General features: G+C 70.4%; 15 protein-coding genes. 11 read left to right on the plus strand and 4 right to left on the minus strand.

What is annotated here, in order from left to right:
- Positions 1-195 precede the first annotated feature (195 nt).
- From OG948_RS29440 to OG948_RS29465, 6 genes are all read left to right on the plus strand, one after another.
- On the plus strand, positions 196-1,500 hold the full coding sequence (locus OG948_RS29440; RefSeq protein ID WP_406299343.1) for an extracellular solute-binding protein: 1,305 nt from the start codon (positions 196-198) through the stop codon (positions 1,498-1,500).
- Positions 1,501-1,998: 498 nt separating this feature from the next.
- Positions 1,999-2,913, plus strand: coding sequence for a carbohydrate ABC transporter permease (locus tag OG948_RS29445; protein WP_406299344.1), 915 nt, complete (start codon positions 1,999-2,001; stop codon positions 2,911-2,913).
- 1 nt (position 2,914) lies between these two features.
- Entirely contained in the window at positions 2,915-3,856 is a 942-nt protein-coding gene (locus OG948_RS29450; RefSeq protein ID WP_406299345.1) for a carbohydrate ABC transporter permease, read from the plus strand.
- Between the two features lie 96 nt (positions 3,857-3,952).
- Positions 3,953-5,458 carry a glycoside hydrolase family 1 protein gene (locus OG948_RS29455; protein WP_406299346.1) on the plus strand — a complete coding sequence of 502 codons (1,506 nt, stop codon included), beginning with the start codon at positions 3,953-3,955 and terminating at the stop codon, positions 5,456-5,458.
- Positions 5,445-6,473 (plus strand): LacI family DNA-binding transcriptional regulator, encoded by a 1,029-nt coding sequence (locus tag OG948_RS29460; protein WP_406299347.1) that lies wholly within the window; start codon positions 5,445-5,447, stop codon positions 6,471-6,473. Before OG948_RS29455 ends, OG948_RS29460 begins: the two co-directional genes overlap by 14 nt.
- A 526-nt stretch (positions 6,474-6,999) precedes the next feature.
- Positions 7,000-7,629 carry a DedA family protein gene (locus tag OG948_RS29465; RefSeq protein WP_406299348.1) on the plus strand — a complete coding sequence of 210 codons (630 nt, stop codon included), beginning with the start codon at positions 7,000-7,002 and terminating at the stop codon, positions 7,627-7,629.
- A gap of 113 nt (positions 7,630-7,742) precedes the next feature.
- Here the strand turns inward: OG948_RS29465 and OG948_RS29470 are convergent, their stop codons facing one another.
- From OG948_RS29470 to OG948_RS29480, 3 genes are all read right to left on the minus strand, one after another.
- A complete protein-coding gene (locus OG948_RS29470; protein ID WP_406299349.1) occupies positions 7,743-8,411 on the minus strand; it encodes a DUF305 domain-containing protein in 669 nt (222 codons plus the stop codon).
- A 20-nt stretch (positions 8,412-8,431) separates the two neighbouring features.
- The gene (locus OG948_RS29475; RefSeq protein ID WP_406299350.1) at positions 8,432-9,154 is read right to left on the minus strand and encodes a DUF3105 domain-containing protein; all 723 of its coding nucleotides are present in this window, start codon (positions 9,152-9,154) and stop codon (positions 8,432-8,434) included.
- 61 nt (positions 9,155-9,215) lie between these two features.
- On the minus strand, positions 9,216-9,626 hold the full coding sequence (locus tag OG948_RS29480; RefSeq protein ID WP_406299351.1) for a hypothetical protein: 411 nt from the start codon (positions 9,624-9,626) through the stop codon (positions 9,216-9,218).
- A 250-nt stretch (positions 9,627-9,876) separates the two neighbouring features.
- Here OG948_RS29480 and thrS point away from each other — a divergent pair, with 250 nt between their 5' ends.
- From thrS to OG948_RS29505, 5 genes are all read left to right on the plus strand, one after another.
- Complete coding sequence (gene thrS / locus OG948_RS29485) at positions 9,877-11,856, plus strand: threonine--tRNA ligase (RefSeq protein ID WP_406299352.1); 1,980 nt, start codon at positions 9,877-9,879, stop codon at positions 11,854-11,856.
- Between the two features lie 79 nt (positions 11,857-11,935).
- The gene (locus tag OG948_RS29490; RefSeq protein WP_406299353.1) at positions 11,936-12,496 is read left to right on the plus strand and encodes an HIT family protein; all 561 of its coding nucleotides are present in this window, start codon (positions 11,936-11,938) and stop codon (positions 12,494-12,496) included.
- A gap of 115 nt (positions 12,497-12,611) precedes the next feature.
- Entirely contained in the window at positions 12,612-13,016 is a 405-nt protein-coding gene (locus tag OG948_RS29495; RefSeq protein WP_406299354.1) for a thiol-disulfide oxidoreductase DCC family protein, read from the plus strand.
- Positions 13,013-14,266, plus strand: a complete 1,254-nt coding sequence (locus OG948_RS29500; protein ID WP_406299355.1) for a glycosyltransferase 87 family protein — start codon at positions 13,013-13,015, stop codon at positions 14,264-14,266. The genes OG948_RS29495 and OG948_RS29500 overlap by 4 nt, the downstream gene beginning before the upstream one ends.
- 290 nt (positions 14,267-14,556) lie before the next feature.
- On the plus strand, positions 14,557-15,897 hold the full coding sequence (locus tag OG948_RS29505) for a hypothetical protein (protein ID WP_406299356.1): 1,341 nt from the start codon (positions 14,557-14,559) through the stop codon (positions 15,895-15,897).
- Positions 15,898-16,170: 273 nt separating this feature from the next.
- Here OG948_RS29505 and OG948_RS29510 read toward each other — a convergent pair whose 3' ends face one another.
- A complete protein-coding gene (locus tag OG948_RS29510; RefSeq protein ID WP_406299357.1) occupies positions 16,171-18,330 on the minus strand; it encodes an elongation factor G-like protein EF-G2 in 2,160 nt (719 codons plus the stop codon).
- Positions 18,331-18,473 lie beyond the last annotated feature (143 nt).

Consider the following 18,473-nt stretch of genomic DNA (forward strand, 5'->3'; position numbering starts at 1 on the left):
CGCACCGCCGCACCGCCGCACCGCCGCACCGCCGCACCGCCGCACCGCCGCACCGCCGCACCGCCGCACCGCCGCACCGCCGCACCGCCGCACCGCCGCACCGCCGTGGGTTGTGCTCCTTCGCCATTGCGTTCGGGCGGCGGCGGTGGGGGTGGAGATCTTGCTTTTCGGATGCACATCTTCAGGAGGTCGTTCATGCGTACGCGTCACGTTCGTGGTCGGGTCAGAGCGGTGGCGGCGCTGTGTGCCGTGTTGTTGGTCGGGGGTGGGCTCGCCGGGTGTGGGGACGGTGGGGGGTCCGGTTCGGGGGATGGCAAAGTCACCCTGAATGTCGGGCTGTTCGGGACGTTCGGCTTCGAGGAGGCCGGGCTGTATGCCGAGTATCAGCAGACGCATCCGGGCATCAAGATCGTTCAGCACGACACCGAGAAGGAGGAGGACTACTGGCGTACCGTGCAGACTCGGCTTGCCGGTGGGGGTGGGATCGACGACATTCAGGGCATCGAGGTCGGGCGGATCGCCGACGTCGTGAAGAACCAGGCCGACAAGTGGGTGGATCTGAACTCGCTGGGCCTGTCCGCCGGCAACGCCCAGTACCTGCCTTGGAAGAGCAAGGCGGCGACCACCGCCGACGGGAAGGTGTTGGGGGCCGGGACCGATACCGGGCCGATGGCGATCTGCTACCGCAGCGACCTGTTCAAGGCGGCCGGACTGCCCACCGATCGGGAGGAGTTGGCACGGCGCTGGTCGACGTGGGAGGGATACGTCGAACTGGGGCGGCAGTTCCAGGCGAACGCCCCGAAGAAGACGCATTACCTGGACAGTGTGACCGGGTTGTACAACGCGATCATCGGGCAGCAGCAGGAGTCCTACTACGACCAGGCCGGCAAGCCGATCTACGACACCAACCCGACCGTGAAGCACGCGTGGGACCTGGCCACCCAGGCTGCCGACGGCAAACTGTCCGCCACGTTGCAGCAGTTCCAGAGCGACTGGAACCAGGCGTTCGCGGCCGACGGCTTCGCGTCGCTCTCGTGCCCGGCGTGGATGATCGGGTACATCAAGACTCAGGCCGGTGACGCGGGTAAGGGCAAGTGGGATGTCGCTCCCGGCCCCGGTGGAACCGGCAACTGGGGTGGCTCATACCTCGCCATTCCCAAGGGCGGCAAGCACCACAAGGAAGCCGCGGAACTGGTCGCCTGGCTCACCGCGCCCGAGCAGCAGACCAAGATGTTCCAGAAGCAGGGGAACTTCCCGTCCAAGACCGGCGCGATCGAAAGCGTCAAGGCGACCACGGATCCCTACTTCAACAATGCGCCGATCGGCGCGATCTTCAGCACGGCCGCGGAGCGGATGCCCGTGCAGGTCACCGGAGTTCGGCACAACGACATCAAGGAGAACATCACCACCGCGCTGACTTCCGTGGAGGCACAGGGAGTCAAGCCGGACGACGCGTGGAAGCAGGCGCGCGACGCGGTCAAGAACGCCCTCGCCAGCTGACGGCGACCACCCGCAACGGCGCCGACAGCCGGCCACGGACTCCGGCGCCACGCCGGCCACGGACTCCGGCGCCGTGCCGGCCACGACCCGCGGTGCCCGTGCCGGCCACGACCCGCGGCGTCCGCGCGGGGCACCGAACCTCGCACCAGGCCCGGGTCCGCACCAGGCTCGTGCGACGGCCGGCACCACGGCTCGCATCAAGGCCCGCGCCGAGGCCCGTGCCGGCGGCAGGGCAGCCGGCGACCGTGACGCCGTATCGGACCCGCCTCTCCGGGTCACCCGTTTCGGTGGCCCGACCGTCCCTCCTCGGTCGGGTCACCCCCACGCCCGCCCACCCACCTCACCCGGCCCGGAGTGATCCCGATGGCGGCACCACCCCCCGCTCGTGAAGCCCGATCCCGACTTCGACCCGGATCCCGATCTCGTCCCGAGCCCCCACCGGATCTCCGGCCCGACTCACGCCCCCAGCCGCCCACTTCACTCCTGACTACCCGTCAAATGTGGCGACGACGTGCCAACACCGCGTCGCCCTACGCCTTCGTTGCTCCCTTCTTCGTCCTCTTCATCGCCTTCGGGCTGTTCCCGCTCCTCTACACGGGCTATATCTCGCTGCACCGCGTTCGCCTGCAGAACCCGGACGAGATGACCTGGCTCGGCCTGGAGAACTACACCAACCTCTGGCACGACCGGTTCTTCTGGAAGGCGCTGCGCAACACCTTCACCATCGGCGTGATCTCGACCGTGCCGCAGCTGTGTATGGCGCTCGGCCTGGCGCATCTGCTCAACCGGCGGCTGCGCGGGCGGACCTTCTTCCGGGTTGCGATCCTGATGCCCTACGCGACGTCCGTCGCCGCCGCGACGCTGGTGTTCGGCGGCCTGTTCGGGCGTGACTACGGCATGGTCAACTGGTTCCTCGGCCTGTTCGGCGTCGACAACGTCGACTGGTACAACGGCACTTGGACGTCGCAGATCGCCATCTCCACCATCGTCACCTGGCGTTGGGTCGGCTACAACACGCTGATCTATCTCGCCGCGATGCAGGCCATTCCGCACGATCGCTACGAGGCCGCCGCGCTGGACGGGGCGAAGTCCTGGCACCAGTTCCGGCACGTGACCATTCCCGGACTGCGGCCGACGATCGTGTTCACCGTCGTGGTCTCGACGATCGGTGCGATGCAGATCTTCGCCGAGCCGTTGCTGCTTCAGGGCGGACCGATCGGTGTACGCGGTGGGGCCTCCCACCAGTACCAGACCATCGGGCTCTACATGTACGAGACCGGGTGGAGCAACTACGCGCTCGGCAAGGCATCCGCGATCGCGTGGACGACGTTCCTGATCATTCTTCTCGTCATCGGGGTCAACGCGCTTGTCTCCAGGAGCCGCTCGCGCCGCGAAATCCGGGAGGGCCGCTGACATGGCAGGTACGACAGGGACATCCGTTGCCCCTCCGCCGCATCCCACCGACCGGCGATCGCACGGCCCAGCGACGCCCGCACCGCGGACGGGGCGAGGCCGTACTCGCCGATCCAGGCACTCGCGTCAACTCCACGGCGGGCCCCTCGTATACGTGATCCTGGGCTTCGCGACCCTGCTTTCGGTGTTCCCCTTCTACTGGTCGATCGTCGCCGCCACGCGCAGCAATGCCGACATCAACCACGTACCGCCGCCCCTCACGCCGGGTGGCAACCTGTTCTCCAACTTCGGCAAGGCGCTCGACGAGGCCGACATCGTCCAGGCGTTGATCAACTCGACGATCGTGTCGGCCACCGTCGCCGCCGGCACCGTGCTGTGCTCGACGCTGGCCGGATTCGCCTTCGCCAAGCTGCGGTTCCGGGGGCGCGGCATCCTGCTCGGGATTACGGTCGCGACGATGATGATCCCGCCGCAACTCGGGTTGATTCCGCTGTTCATGATCATGGCGAAGTTGCAGTGGGTGAACCAGTTGCAAGCCGTCATTCTGCCCACGTTGGTCACCGCGTTCGGCGTGTTCTTCATGCGGCAGTACCTGCTGGAGGCGCTGCCCGACGAACTGATCGAGGCCGGCCGGGTGGACGGCGCGTCCTACGCGCGGATCTTCTGGTCGATCGTCGTGCCGATCGCCCGCCCGGCGATGGCGGTGCTCGGTCTGCTCACCTTCATGACCACGTGGAACGACTTCTTCTGGCCGATCATCGCGTTGTCGTCGAGCAATCCCACCGTGCAGGTCGCGATCAACTCGCTCGGCGGGGGTTACGTGCACGACCAGTCGATCATCCTCGCCGGAACGTTGCTGGGAACGCTGCCCGTCCTGGTGGTCTTCGGCCTGCTCGGCCGGCAGATCGTCGGCGGCATCATGCAGGGCGCGGTCAAGGGCTGACCACAGCCGACGCCATCGAGGCCACGAGCCGACGAGGCCATCGGAGCCGATGAGGCCATCGAGCCGACGAAGCCATCGAGGAAAGGAATTCCCATCATGACCGACCACGCCCTGACCGCCCGACCGGCGCTGTCGACCCGGCTCGACGGCGGCTTTCCACCCGGATTCGTCTGGGGCGCCGCCACCGCCGCCTATCAGATCGAGGGGGCCGCGGCCGAGGACGGTCGAGCGCCGTCGATCTGGGACACCTTCAGCCGGATCCCCGGCCGGGTACACGCCGGCGACACCGGCGATGTGGCCACCGATCACTATCACCGCTATCGCGAGGACGTCGCCCTGATGGCCGAACTCGGCCTGGGGGCCTACCGGTTCTCCATCGCCTGGGCGCGGGTCCTGCCCACCGGGAGTGGCCCGGCCAACGCGGCCGGGCTGGACTTCTACGACCGTCTCGTGGACGAACTCCTCGCGCACGGCGTGGATCCGTACGCGACGCTCTATCACTGGGACCTGCCCCAGGCGCTCCAGGACGCGGGCGGGTGGGGCGCGCGCGACACCTCGGCCCGATTCGCCGAGTACGCGCGGGTGGTGGCGGCGCGGCTCGGTGACCGAGTGCGCGACTGGACCACGCTCAACGAGCCCTGGTGCTCCGCGTTCCTGGGATACGGATCGGGCGTGCACGCGCCGGGGTCGACCGACCAGGAGTTGTCCCTGCGCGCGAACCATCACCTGTTGCTCGCGCACGGGCTCGGTGTCGGGGCGCTCAGGGCCGAACTGCCGACCGGGCATCGGATCGGGATCACCCTCAACCCGGCGGCGGTACGGCCCCTTTCGGACCGGCCGGCGGACTTGGACGCCGTGCGTCGGGTGGACGGCCTGGCCAACCGGATCCAGGTCGGCCCGCTGCTGCGCGGCGAGTATCCGGCGGACGTGCTTCGGGACACCGCCTCGGTGACCGACTGGGCGTTCGTCCGGGACGGTGACCTCGCCGAGATCGCCCGGCCGATCGACATGCTCGGGGTGAACTACTACACGCCACTGCTGGTGGGCGGAGCCGAGGACGGTGTCACCGAGGTCGGCCGAGCCGCCGCGCCTCGCGACGACGGCCACGGCGCGAGCGCGTACTCACCGTGGCCCGCGTGCGCGGACGTGCGGTTCGCGCAGGCGCCGGGCGAGCGCACCGCGATGGGCTGGGGGATCGACCCGAGCGGGCTGTACGACGTGCTGACCCGGTTGCGAGCCGAGGCGCCGGGGCTGCCGCTGATGGTGACCGAGAACGGCGCGGCGTACGAGGACCGGATGGACGCGACGGGCGCGATCGAGGACGTCGAACGTACGGCCTACATCGCGGCGCATGTCGCGGAGGTGGGCCGGGCGATCGACGACGGGGTGGATGTTCGGGGCTACTTCGTGTGGTCCCTGTTGGACAATTTCGAGTGGGCGTACGGATACGCGAAGCGCTTCGGCATCGTGCACGTGGACTTCGCGACCGGTCGGCGTACACCCAAGCGCAGCGCACGCTGGTACGCGGCGGTGATCGCCGACAATCGGGTGCTCGGGGCCGATCCAGCCTCGGACGGAATGGGGAGCATTGACCAGGACTGACGGTCGGAGCAAGGTCGCCTCGGCGGCCGAGCCGCCGACCCTGGAGACGGTGGCGGCGGTGGCCGGGGTGTCCCGTGCCACCGTCTCGCGGGTGATCAACAGCTCGCCCAAGGTCAGCCCTCGGGTGCGCGAGGTGGTCGAGGCGGCGATCGCGCGGACCGGGTACGTGCCCAACCGGGCGGCTCGCACGCTGGTCACTCGGCGCACCGACTCGGTGGCGCTGGTCGTCCAGGAGCCGGAGACGCGGTTGTTCGGCGATCCGTACCTGTCGGCGATCGTGCGTTCGGTGGGTGCGGAACTGGCGGATACGGACCATCAGTTGGTGCTCATGATGGTGCGCACCATCGAGCAGCAGGATCGGCTGGAGCGGTATCTGCGTGGCGGGCACGTGGACGGGGCGCTGCTGGTGTCGCTGCACGGCGACGACTCGCTGGCGGGGCGGCTGCACGGTGCCGGGATGCCGGTGGTGGTGGGTGGGCGGCCGTTGGGGCCGGACGCCGACTTCGTCTACGTCGACGCGGACAATGTGGGCGGCGCGCGTGCGGCGATCGAGCATTTGAGCGTGCGTGGGCGGCGGCGGATCGCGACCATTGCCGGACCGCAGGACATGTGTGCGGGGGTGGACCGGCTGCGCGGCTACCTGGACGCGGTACCGGGGCGCCCGCTCGTGGCGCACGGCGACTTCAGTCGGGCGGGCGGGGCGGCGGCGATGCGCACGCTGTTGGCCGAGGATCCGGACCTGGACGCGGTGTTCGCGGCGTCGGACCTGATGGCGGTCGGGGCGATGGCGATGTTGGGGGAGGCGGGTCGGCGAATTCCGGAGGACGTGGCGGTCGTCGGGTTCGATGACGCGGACGTCGCGGGATGGGCGGAGCCTTCGCTGACCACGGTGCGGCAACACGTGGCGAAGCAAGGGCGGTTGATGACGCGGCTGTTGCTGGATCGGATCGGGGGTGGGGTGGGCGCGGCGTCTGTGGTGTTGCCGACGACGTTGGTTGAGCGGTGCTCCTCGTGAAGCGTCGCGGGTGGGGGTGGCCTCAAGCGCCGGCCGGGCTGGTTGGATTCTTGGCTGGGCTTGGGTGTTGGTGGGCTTGGGGTGGCCTCAAGCGTCGGCCGGGCTGGTGATGCCGGTTGGGCTTGGGTGTTGGTGGGGTTGGGTTGGCCTCAAGCGCCGGCCGGGCTGATTTTGGCCTTGCGGGCAGGTCGAGCCGAGTTGGGGGCCGGCGGTGGGTTGCTTTTTGGGAGCCGGTCGAGCCGAGTTGGGTGCCGGGTGGGGGAGTTGGTTCTTGGGTGTTGGAGTGTGGGTCGGGTGGGGTGGGGTGTTGGGCCGAACGTGTGGTGTCGATGTCGGGAAGTCGACACATTGATGGGTGAGATTTTCGGGCGGATGGGCTCTGAGATGGGTGTTTTTCGGGCCGTATCACGTCACGTGAGCGGTGGTGACCATGACCCGATGTTCCGCCGGATGGGGGATCGCGCGATGATCTCCCGGTGACCGATACCTGTCTACCGATCCGCTGCGCGTGCACGGGGGTACACCAGTGACCGGCGCCGGGACCGGACTGCTGTTCTCTCCCTGGCTTTGGCTCGCGATGCCGCTGATCGTTTCCATCGACGCCGTGCTTCCGATCGTGCCCGGTGACGAACTCGTGATGGCCGCCGCGGCGGTCGCGGACGGTGACCTCCGGTACATCGTTCTGGTACTGCTGACCGCCGGGGTCGGCGCGTTCATCGGGGATCAGTGCGCCTACGCGGTGGGCCGCGCACGGCTGCGTCGCGGGGGCGACGCCGTGCTGGGGCCGCGCCGGCAGAAGGCGATGGATCTGGCCCGCAACGCGCTGGCCAAGGGCGGGATGTCCGCGCTGATCGCGGCCCGCTTCCTGCCCGGCGGGCGGACCGCGGTGAACATGCTCGCCGGCCGACTGGGCTACCCGCGGCCGCAGTTCCGCGCGGCGACCCTGGTCGGGGCGACCATCTCGGTGTCGTACGCGATGACGGTCGGCACGCTGGCCGGCCGCATCGTCCAGGACAGTCCGCTGTTCGTGGCCCTCGGCGGGATAGCCTTGGGCGCCTCCGTACCGCTGATCGTGGGCGTGCCGGCACGTGTCGTGCGCGAGGTCCGCCGCCGGCGGCACGCCGGCGAGACGACCGCCACCACCGTCGAGGTCTGAGAAACGGCGGAACGAGCGACAGTGGGGCGCGGGATCACCATCGATCCCGCGCCCCACTCGTCTCGGGGCCGGTTCGGTCCATCCGACCGTCCGCCCCGACCGTCCCGCCCCGACTACCCCGCCCCGCGCTCCGTCAGCATCGAGCGCATCAGGTCGATCTCCGAGCTCTGGCCCACCACCATCGTGTTCGCCAGATCCCGGACCTGCTGCACCTGTGCGCGGGTCTGACCCTCGCGGGCCATCGCCACCCCCGCCTCGTGGTGCGCGATCATCAGCTGGAGGAACATCACCTCGGCGTCCTTGCCGTGCAACGTCGCCAGCCGGTCCAACTGCGCCTGCGTGGCCATGCCCGGCATCAACTGGGTGTCCGCCCCGGCCGCCGGCGTACCGTGCCCCGAGTGGTTCGGCATCGAGCCCGGCGTCATCCACTGCATGACCGGCCGGGTCGAACCGAGCGTCAGGCCCCACATCTGGAGCCAGGACGCCATCCGGCCGATCTGCTCCTGCTGGGTCAGCGCGATGTCGTACGCGAGCTTTCGCGTCGCGTCGTCCTGCGTCAGGTCGCGGATCATCATCGCCATCTGCACGGCCTGCGCGTGGTGCGTGCGCATGTCACGCGCGAACCCGGCGTCGACGGAGTCGTCGGCGGGCGGGTTCGGCACGGCGGCCGGCGCCGGACCGAGCGACCGGGTGGGCGTGGTCGCCGCGGCCGGCTTGTTCGAGTCGTCCGACGAACACGCGGCCAGCGCCGGCACCGCGAGCAGACCGGTCGCGACGATCATCGCGACCCGTGCTCGGGGCCTCACGAGGTCGGCTTCCCGACCCCACCCGTGCACGGCGAGCCGGGCTCCGGGGTCTGCTTGCCTTCCTTGTACGCCTTGATGAACTGGTCCAGACGCGGGTCGCTCGCGTTGTCCAGCTTGAGCTGCAGACCCCACGCCGAGGCGACGACCGGCTTGTCCAGGCCCTCGTACGGGCTCAGCATCATGTACGTCTTGCCCTTGACCTTGGACTTCAGGATCTCGAGCTGGTCCGCGGGCAGGTTGGACTGGTAGGTGAGCCACACGGTGCCGTGCTCGAGCGAGTGCACCCCGTTGCGGTTCGGTATCGGCGAGTCGTAGATCCCGCAGTTCTGCCAGACCGGGTCGTGTTCGCCGCCGACCGGCGGGATCTGCTTGTAGGTGACCTCCTTGGGCTTGGCGATGTGCCCCTGCGACGCCGTGTACGCGCTGACCCCGACTATGTCGCTCTTGACGCTGGGGTCCGGCTTGACGTCGGCGATGACGTTCGAGGCGCTCGACTTGTCGCCGTCGTCGTCGCCGGAGGACATGACCACGGCGGTCAGCCCCGCCACCAGGGCGATGACCGCGATGCCCGAGGCGGTGAAGATGATCGCCGAGCGGCGCTTGGCGGCCTTGCGCTCCTGCTCGCGCTGAGCGGCCACCCGCTCACGGGTCGCCGCCATCCGGGCGGACCGCTGCGCCTTGCTCTGCTTCTTCGAGGTGTTGGGGGACTGTTGCCCCATGGCTCCGCCTTATTCCGATTCCGGATTCGTTTGTGGACCGTGCGAGGGTGTGCCGCGCGGATCACGTACGACTGACGCAGAGCACCGTCAGATCGGGGGCGTCCTTGGCGGGCGTCGGCGCGAGCGCGATACCGAGGGCGTCCGGTTCGGCCAACCACGGCGGGAGCATCGAACTGGGCGCGGGCGCGACCACCGGCGGCAGCGGCGGAACGGTGGCGGGTACACACGCGTGCGTGCGGTCGCCGCATCGTCCCGAGCCGTCGCCCTTGTCGTCCGGACCGCCACCGTCCCGGTCCTGGTGCGCGGTGTGGTGGAACGGGCACACCGTCGGGATCGTGGCGGTCGAGGGCACCGACTCGGCGTGGATCGGGAACGCGCTGCCGAGCAGCGCGGCGCACGCCAGAGCAGCCCCGGCCAACAGCCGGATCACCGGCCGCAGCGGGACTGCCAGCGAGGCCATCCGTTGCGTCACGGGCCCTATTGTCACCTGAACGAGGGACCCTGTGGGAAGTCGGGGCGCGATCTTTCGTCGTCGTGACTGGGCCGTGACGGTGCAGGTGTCTCCACCGGCGGCCGTACCGACGCGCGCCGGGTCCGGGCCGGGTCCCGCTCGGGGTCGGGAAACCGAGGCAAGGTTCCCGCTCCCGGCTCGATAGCATCGGTGTGCGAGCGATGCCGGCTCGCCTTGCAGCACACGCCAACCACACGTCAGGAGACGAACGGTGTCCGAAGCCCGAGTGACCATCAGCCGCGACCCGGACCGGGACGAGCGGGTGGTGACCACGGGCACTACGGCTGCCGACCTCTTCGAAGGCGACCGCTCGGTGGTCGCCGCGCGCGTGGCCGGCCGGCTGGTGGACCTGGCGTACGTCGTGGTCGACGGCGATGAGATCGAACCGGTCGAGATCGGCTCCGAGGACGGCCTGAACATCCTGCGCCATTCGGCCGCACACGTGATGGCGCAGGCTGTCCAGGAACTGTTCCCCGAGGCCAAGCTCGGCATCGGTCCGCCGATCAAGGACGGCTTCTACTACGACTTCGACGTCGAGACGCCGTTCCACCCGGACGATCTCAAGCGCATCGAGAAGAAGATGCAGGAGATCATCAAGCAGGGGCAGCGCTTCGCTCGTCGGGTCACCACCGACGAGGACGCGCGCGCCGAACTGGCCGACGAGCCGTACAAGCTGGAGCTGATCGGGCTCAAGGGCTCGGCCGCCGAGGCCGCCGAAGGCGCCTCCGCCGAGGTCGGCGCCGGCGAGCTGACCATCTACGACAACCTGAACGCGAAGACCGGCGAACTGTGCTGGAAGGACCTCTGCCGAGGCCCGCACCTGCCCACCACCCGCAACATCCCCGCGTTCAAGCTGATGCGCTCCGCCGCCGCCTACTGGCGCGGCAGCGAGAAGAACAAGCAGCTCCAGCGCATCTACGGCACCGCGTGGCCGAGCAAGGACGAGCTCAAGGCCTACACGACCTTCCTCGAGGAGGCCGAGAAGCGCGACCACCGCAAGCTCGGCGCCGAGCTGGACCTGTTCTCCATCCCCGAGGAGATCGGCTCGGGCCTGGCCGTCTTCCACCCCAAGGGCGGCATCATCCGCCGCACGATGGAGGACTACTCGCGCCGCCGGCACGAGGAGGCGGGCTACGAGTTCGTCTACACGCCGCACGCGACCAAGGGCAAGCTCTTCGAGCTGTCCGGCCACCTGGACTGGTACGCCGACGGCATGTACCCGCCGATGGAGCTGGACGAGGGCCAGAGCTACTACCTCAAGCCGATGAACTGCCCGATGCACAACCTGATCTACCGGGCCCGGGGACGCTCGTACCGGGAGTTCCCGCTGCGCCTGTTCGAGTTCGGCACGGTCTACCGCTACGAGAAGTCGGGCGTCGTGCACGGGCTGACCCGTGCCCGCGGCTTCACCCAGGACGACGCGCACATCTACTGCACGCGCGACCAGATGGCGGACGAGCTGGACTCGCTGCTGACCTTCGTGCTGAACCTGCTGCGCGACTACGGGCTCGACGACTTCTACCTGGAGCTGTCCACCAGGGACCCGGAGAAGTCGATCGGCACCGACGAGAACTGGACCGAGGCCACCGAGACGCTGCGCCAGGCCGCGCAGAAGCAGGGTCTGGAGCTCGTCGACGACCCGGGCGGCGCCGCGTTCTACGGCCCGAAGATCTCGGTCCAGACCAAGGACGCGATCGGCCGCACCTGGCAGATGTCGACCATCCAGGTCGACTTCAACCTGCCGGAGCGCTTCGACCTGGAATACACCGCCTCCGACGGCACCCGGCAGCAGCCGGTGATGATCCACCGTGCGCTGTTCGGCTCGATCGAGCGTTTCTTCGCGGTCCTGCTGGAGCACTACGCGGGCAAGATGCCGCCGTGGCTCGCGCCGGTCCAGGTGGTCGGCATCCCGATCACCGAGGAGCACGTCCCCTACCTCGAAGAGGTCGCGGCCAAGCTCAAGGCGCACGGCATCCGGGTCGAGATCGACGACTCGGCGGACCGCATGCAGAAGAAGATCCGCAACGCCAACAAGTTCAAGATCCCGTACATGCTCCTGGCGGGCGACGAGGACGCGCAGGCCGGCGCGGTGAGCTTCCGCTACCGCAGCGGCGAGCAGAACAACGGCGTCCCGATCGACGACGCGGTGGCCGAGATCGTCAAGGCCGTCCAGGACCGCATCCAGATCTGACGTGGTGTCACCGACCGCGGCCCGGGATCGTGCGACAGCGCGCGGTCACCGGGTCGCGGCCCCTCCCGGCCCACGGCATATGCTTCCTGACATGACGAGCGAGCCCGAGATCCAGGATGGGGTTGGGGGGCCGGATGCCTTTGCCCGGCTGTGGACTCCCCATCGGATGGCGTACATCAAGGGTGAGAACAAGCCGTCGGGGCCGACCCCCGACGACGGGTGCCCGTTCTGCCGGATTCCGGCGCTGAGCGATGTCGACGGGCTCGTCGTCGCGCGGGGTGAGCAGGTCTACGCGGTGCTGAACCTGTACCCGTACAACGGTGGCCACCTGATGGTGGTGCCCTATCGGCACGTCGCGGACTACACCGACCTGGACGACGCGGAGACCATCGAACTCGCCCGGTTCACCAAGCTCGCGATGGCCACGCTGCGCAAGGTGTCCGGTGCGCAGGGGTTCAACATCGGGATGAACCAGGGCCACGTCGCCGGGGCCGGCATCGCCGCGCACCTGCACCAGCACCTGGTGCCGCGCTGGGGTGGCGACACCAACTTCATGCCCGTGGTCGGGCACACCAAGGTGCTGCCGCAACTGCTCGCGGACACCCGCGAGATGTTGGCCGCCGCCTGGCCGGTCGACTGACCGGGTCGGTCGGCGTTCCGGGGGCGCGGACCCGCCGCGGGCGCGGTGGGCGGGCCCGGTGGGCAGGGTCGGTCCGGTGGCAGGATCCAAGCGGCTGTTGTCAAGGAGAAGAGCTTTGAGCGCACGACCGGTTCTCGTGTACGACGGCGACTGCGGTTTTTGTACCCGGTCGGTGGAGTTCGCGCGGAAACACATCCCGTTCGACGCCGACGTGGTGGCCTGGCAGTTCGCCGAGTTGGAGGAGCTCGGGGTCGAGCAGCACCGTGCCGAGCACGAGGTGTTGTGGGTGACCCCCATCGGCACCGTCTACGGCGGACACCACGCGGTGGCCAAGCTGTTCATGAACGCCGGCGGCCCGTGGGCCCTCGCCGGTGCCGCGCTGCGCGTGCAGCCGGTGAGCATCGCCGCGCACGGCGTGTACCGGCTGGTCGCGGACAACCGTGACCGCATGCCCGGCGGCACTCCCGCGTGCGCGATGCCGGCCCACCTGCGGCCGGACACCGTCAACGCCGCGGGGTGACCCGCCGGACGGCTCTCGCGGTGGCCGCGTGCTCGCTGACCGCGTATCTCCTGCTGGGCACCTTCGGGTCCGCCGACATGTGGTGGCTGGGCGATCTGAAGGTCTATCGCCAGGGCGGGGTGGACGTGCTGGCCGGCCACGGTGAGCTGTACACGATCCGGCCCGGGCGGCTGCCGTTCACCTACACGCCGTGGGCCGGGCTGACCTTCACGCCGCTGGCGTGGTTGCCGTGGGGCGCGGTCGAGGTGCTCGGGGTGGTGGGCAACCTGGCGTTGCTCGGTACGGCGACCTGGCTCGCGTGGGGGATCCTCGGCCTGCGCGGCGACGACCGGGTACGGGCGACCGCGCTCGGCGCCGCCGCCCTGTTGTGGACCGAGCCGGTCCAGGAGAACCTGCGCTTCGGGCAGATCAACCTGTTGCTGCTGGTCCTGGTGCTGGCCGACTTCGCGCGCCCGCGCGGCGCGCGGTTCACCGGGGTCGGCGTCGGTCTGGCGGCCGGGCTCAAGCTCACCCCGGCGATCTTCATCCCGTACCTCCTGCTGACCGGGCGCGTGCGCGAGGGGCTGACCGCGCTGGGGGTGTTCGTCGGCACCTTCGCGGCGGCGTTCGCGGTGCTGCCGCGCGAATGCGCGGACTACTGGGGCGGGTTGTTCCTGGACGACACCCGGATCGGGCTGGCCCAGTTCCCCGGCAACCAGTCCGTGCACGGCGCGGTGACCCGCCAGTTCGGCGCGCAGTCGCCGCCGGGATGGTTGTGGCCGCTGCTGGCGGTCCTGGTCGCGGCGGTGGGCATGACGCTCGCGGTCGCGGCGGCGCGACGCGGGGCGGCCCTGGCCGGGATGGGGTTCTGCGCGCTGACCGCGCTGCTGGTGTCGCCGATCTCCTGGACGCACCACTGGGTGTGGGCGCTGCCGCTGGTGATCGTGCTCGCCGACCGGGTCCGGCGTACCCGCTCGCGGGCGCCCTGGGGTGTGCTCGTGGCGGTGTTCGCGGTCGCCGCGGCCTATCCGATGGAGCGTGCCCGGGTGTCCGGGGTGCTGCCGAGCGGGATCGTGTGGACGGTGCCGTTCGGTGACGGCGCCGAGTTGGACCTGCACGGTTGGCAATTGATCGTGGGCAACGCGTACGTGCTCGTCGCCGTGGCCGGGCTGGTGGTGGCCGCCTGGGCGCTGGTCGCGGATCGCCGGCATTTCACCTGTTCGACCGGTTTGAGCCCGACCGCCGAGCCCGACCCGGATCCCTCTTCGTAAACTCGTCGTACTTTCAGGTGATCCGTTCCATTCGCCGCGGCGGGTGATCGCGGGTCGTACGGCGAGGCGGGCGCGATGCGGTCGAAGGCGCTGCGGGTGGTCGGTCCGATCGTTGCCGCGCCCGGTTCGCGCACCGGTGCCCGGGTCGTGGGGGAGTGGCCGGGCGGAGGGCCCGGCGCGGGCCGTACGACGGTTCGAGTGATGATCCGATCATGCCTAGACTGAGCCGAACGGGGAGCGGCCCGGCCGCCGGCGAGGCGGCGAGGGGGTCGGGGGCGGAGACGGCACGCATGGGCAGCAAGACTCGGTCCGCCGACGGCGATCCCTCCCCTGACCAGGCCCGCGGCCTCGGCAGGTTCCGTTTCCCGGGCAGGGCCCGCTCGATCGGCCTCGCCGTGGTCGGTCTGCTGGTCGCGATCGGCATCGTCGTCACCGTCGGCGGCGCGGCGCCCCCGCCGCCCACGACCCGGCCGCTGCTCCTCGGCGGCGTCATACCCGGCCCCGAGGGACCGATCGCGCTGCCCACCGACGCGCCGCCGGTACCGCCCACCGACGCCGAACGGGCCTGGCTCGCGCAGGGCAGCGTCCCGGGCGACACCCCGCGCTTTCGGGCGATGGCCGAGCGCGCGCTGCTGGACATGCGGGTGCTGACCCAGCCCGACGGTTCGGTCGCCGCGGCGTGGTTCGGGATCTGGAAGTACGTCTGGCCGCGCGACGCCGCGTGGGTCGCGGCGGCCTTCACCGTCACCGGGCACGACCGGGAGGCGCTCGCGGTGCTGCGCCGACTGGCCGCGCTGCAACGGGCCGACGGCACCTGGGAGGCGCGCTACCGCCTGGACGGGGGACCGGTCGGCGACAAGCGGGCGGCGCAGTTGGACGGCAACGGCTGGGTGCCGTGGGCGGTCTGGTTCTGGTACGTCCACCAGGACCCCCGGGACCCGGGGACGGCGGCCGCGCTCGCCGAGTTGTGGCCGACGGTGCGCAGGGCCGGTGACGCGGTGGCCGGTCGGTTGCGCGCGGACGGGCTGCCACCGCGTGGTTCGGACTACTGGGAGACCCGTACCGACCAGGTCACCCTGGGCACCGCCGCGCCGCTGTCGGCGGGGCTGCGGGCGTCCACCGACCTGGCGCGGCGGACCGGGAGCGGGGCCGAGGAGCAGCGCTGGACGGGCGCGTCGACGCGACTCGATCGTGCGGTCCGCGAGGAATTCGGGCCGCACGGCTATCCGCGCACGGCGTCGGCCAAGGGCGGCGCGGACACCGCGGTGACGTGGCTGGGCCCGCCGTTCGCGCGCGCGGACGCCGGGGTCGCCGGCGCCGTCCGTCGATCCGCCGAATTGTTGACGCTGCCCAACGGCGGGATCCTGCCGGGTGAGCGCTGGGGCGGCGATCCCACCGCGGCCTGGACCCCGGAGACCGCGTCCTTCGCACTGTTCAGCGCGGCGAGCGGGGATCGGGCCGGGGCGCTCAGCCGGCTCGACTGGCTCGCCGACCATCGCACGGCGGCCGGCTCGTTGCCGGAGAAGGTCGACGCGCACGGCAAGCCGGCCTCGGTGGCCCCGCTGGCGTGGACGTCGGCGACCGTGCTGCTGTCGCTGGTCGCGCTGGACCGGGCGCTGCCGATCCCTTGAGCGGGCGGGGCACGGTCGGCCGACCCGCGCGGCCGGCCCCGGGCCCGACGAGCGGCTCGCCGCGCGCCCGAAGAGGCACGACAGCCCTTGGACGGGCGCCCTCCCGCGTCGGCCGACCCGCCCCATCCGTGCCGCGCCCCACCGGGCACGCTCTCCCAGTGCGCCGCCGAAGCGTCCCGGCATCCCCGTACGGGACGATCCGGCGGCGCACGAGCCGGTCCGACGGCCGCGACGGGGTGTGCCCGGCCGCCGGATCGGATCGGCTCGTGGGGTCTAGGCGTCGGTGTCGGCGGTGACCTTCGCGGCGAGTTGCGGGGGCATCGGGTCGTGCCGGCAGTAGGCGCGGGCGAACTGGCCGGTGCCGTGGCTGATCGAGCGCAGGTCGATCGCGTAGCGGCTGATCTCGATCTCGGGGACCTCGGCGCGGATCAGGGTGCGGCCCGAGCCGGTCGGTTCGGTGCCCACCACCCGGCCGCGGCGCGAGCTCAGGTCGCTGAGCACGCCGCCGACGTACTCGTCGGAGACGGTGACCCGCACCTCGGACACCGGTTCCAGCAGGTGGATCCGGGTGCTCGCGGCGGCCTCGCGCAGTGCCAGCGCGCCCGCCATCTGGAAGGCCATGTCGGAGGAGTCGACGGAGTGCGCCTTGCCGTCGGTCAGCGTCACGCGCAGGTCCACCATCGGGTAGCCGGCGGCGACGCCCTTCTCCATCTGCGCCCGGACGCCCTTCTCCACCGACGGGATGAAGTTGCGTGGCACCGAGCCGCCGAACACCTTGTCCACGAACTCGAACCCGGAGCCGCCGGGCAGGGGCTCGACGTCGATCTCACAGATCGCGAACTGGCCGTGTCCGCCGGACTGTTTCACATGCCGACCGCGTCCGCTGGCCTTCTCCGCGAACGTCTCGCGCAACGACACCTTGTGCGTGACCGCGTCCACCGCGACCCCGTAGCGGCTGCGCAGCCGGTCGAGCAGCACCTCGACGTGCGCCTCGCCCATGCACCACAGGACCAGTTGATGGGTGTCGGTGTTGTGCTCCAGGCGCAGCGTGGGGTCCTCGGCGACCAGGCGGGCGAGCGACTGGGAAAGCTTGTCCTCGTCGGCCTTGCTGTGCGCGCGGATGGCGACCGGCAGCAGCGGGTCGGGCATCATCCACGGCTCCATCAGCAGCGGATCGTCCTTGTCCGAGATGGTGTCGCCGGTCTCGGCCCGGGTCAGCTTGGCGATCGCGACGATGTCGCCGGCGATGCCCCGGTTGAGCGAGCGCTGCTGCTTGCCCAGCGGGATCGACATCGCGCCGATCCGCTCGTCCAGGTCGTGGTCCTCGTGGCCGCGGTCGGCCATGCCGTGGCCGGAGACGTGCACGGTCATGTCCGGGCGCAGGGTGCCGGAGAAGATCCGGACCAGCGAGATCCGCCCCACGTACGGGTCGGACGTCGTCTTGACCACCTCCGCCGCGAGCGGGCCCTCGGGGTCGCAGGTCAGCGGGTCGTGCGGCTTGCCGTCCGGGGTGGTCACCGGCAGCACCTCGTGCTCGGGCGGTGCCGGACAGGCGCGGACGATGCCTTCCAGGAGTTCGATGGTGCCCAGCCCGTTCGGCGCGACCGCGAGCACCGGGTAGAACGAGCCGCGCGCGACCGCCGTCTCCAGGTCCGCGATCAGCGTGTCCACGTCGATCTGCTCGCCGGAGAGGTAACGGTCCATCAGGGACTCGTCCTCGCTCTCCGCGATGATGCCCTCGATCAGCCGGTTGCGGGCGTCCTCGATCAGCGGCAGGTGCTCGGGGTCCGGGTCGAGCGTCTCGCGGGTGCCGGAGGAGTAGTCGTACACCCGCTGGGTCAGCAGGCCCATCAGGCCCGCGACGCTCTCGTCCTCGCCGTGCAGCGGCAGGTAGAGCGGGAGCACGGTGTCCGCGTCGGGGTCGCCGAACACCCGTTGGCAGATCAGCACCATCTCGTCGAAGTCGGCGCGCGCCTGGTCGAGTTTGGTGATCACGATCGCGCGCGGCATGCCGACCGCGGCGCACTCGTCCCAGATCATCCGGGTCGAGCCGTCCACGCCGTCGGCGGCCGAGACGACGAACAGCGCGGCGTCCGCGGCGCGCAGGCCCGCGCGCAGGTCGCCGACGAAGTCCGCGTAGCCGGGGGTGTCGAGCAGGTTGATCTTGACGCCGTCGAATTCGACGGGGGACAGCGACAGCGCCACCGAGCGGTGTTGGCGGTGTTCGATGTCCTCGAAGTCGGACACGGTCGTCCCGTCCTCGACGCGACCGGCCCGGGGAATCGTCCCGGTCGCCACGAGCAGGGACTCCACCAATGTCGTCTTGCCCGCCCCCGTGTGGCCCACCAGCACCACGTTGCGCACCGAGTCCGGGCTCGCCGGCGCGGTTACCCTGCCGACGGTTCCGGCGCTAGCTCCGGATTTGTCCGCCATGTGCCACCTCCTGGTTGTCCATGTCGTGCGGTCGTCGTCGACGTCTCCGGACGCACAGGTGCCAGGGCCTGTCCGGTCGATCCCGACGGGTCCGCCGAGATCGGACGGACAGGCTCTTGTCGGTCGTCGGTACGCCAACGTCC

This window comes from Embleya sp. NBC_00888 (genome assembly GCF_045207655.1).
Lineage (GTDB): Bacteria > Actinomycetota > Actinomycetes > Streptomycetales > Streptomycetaceae > Embleya.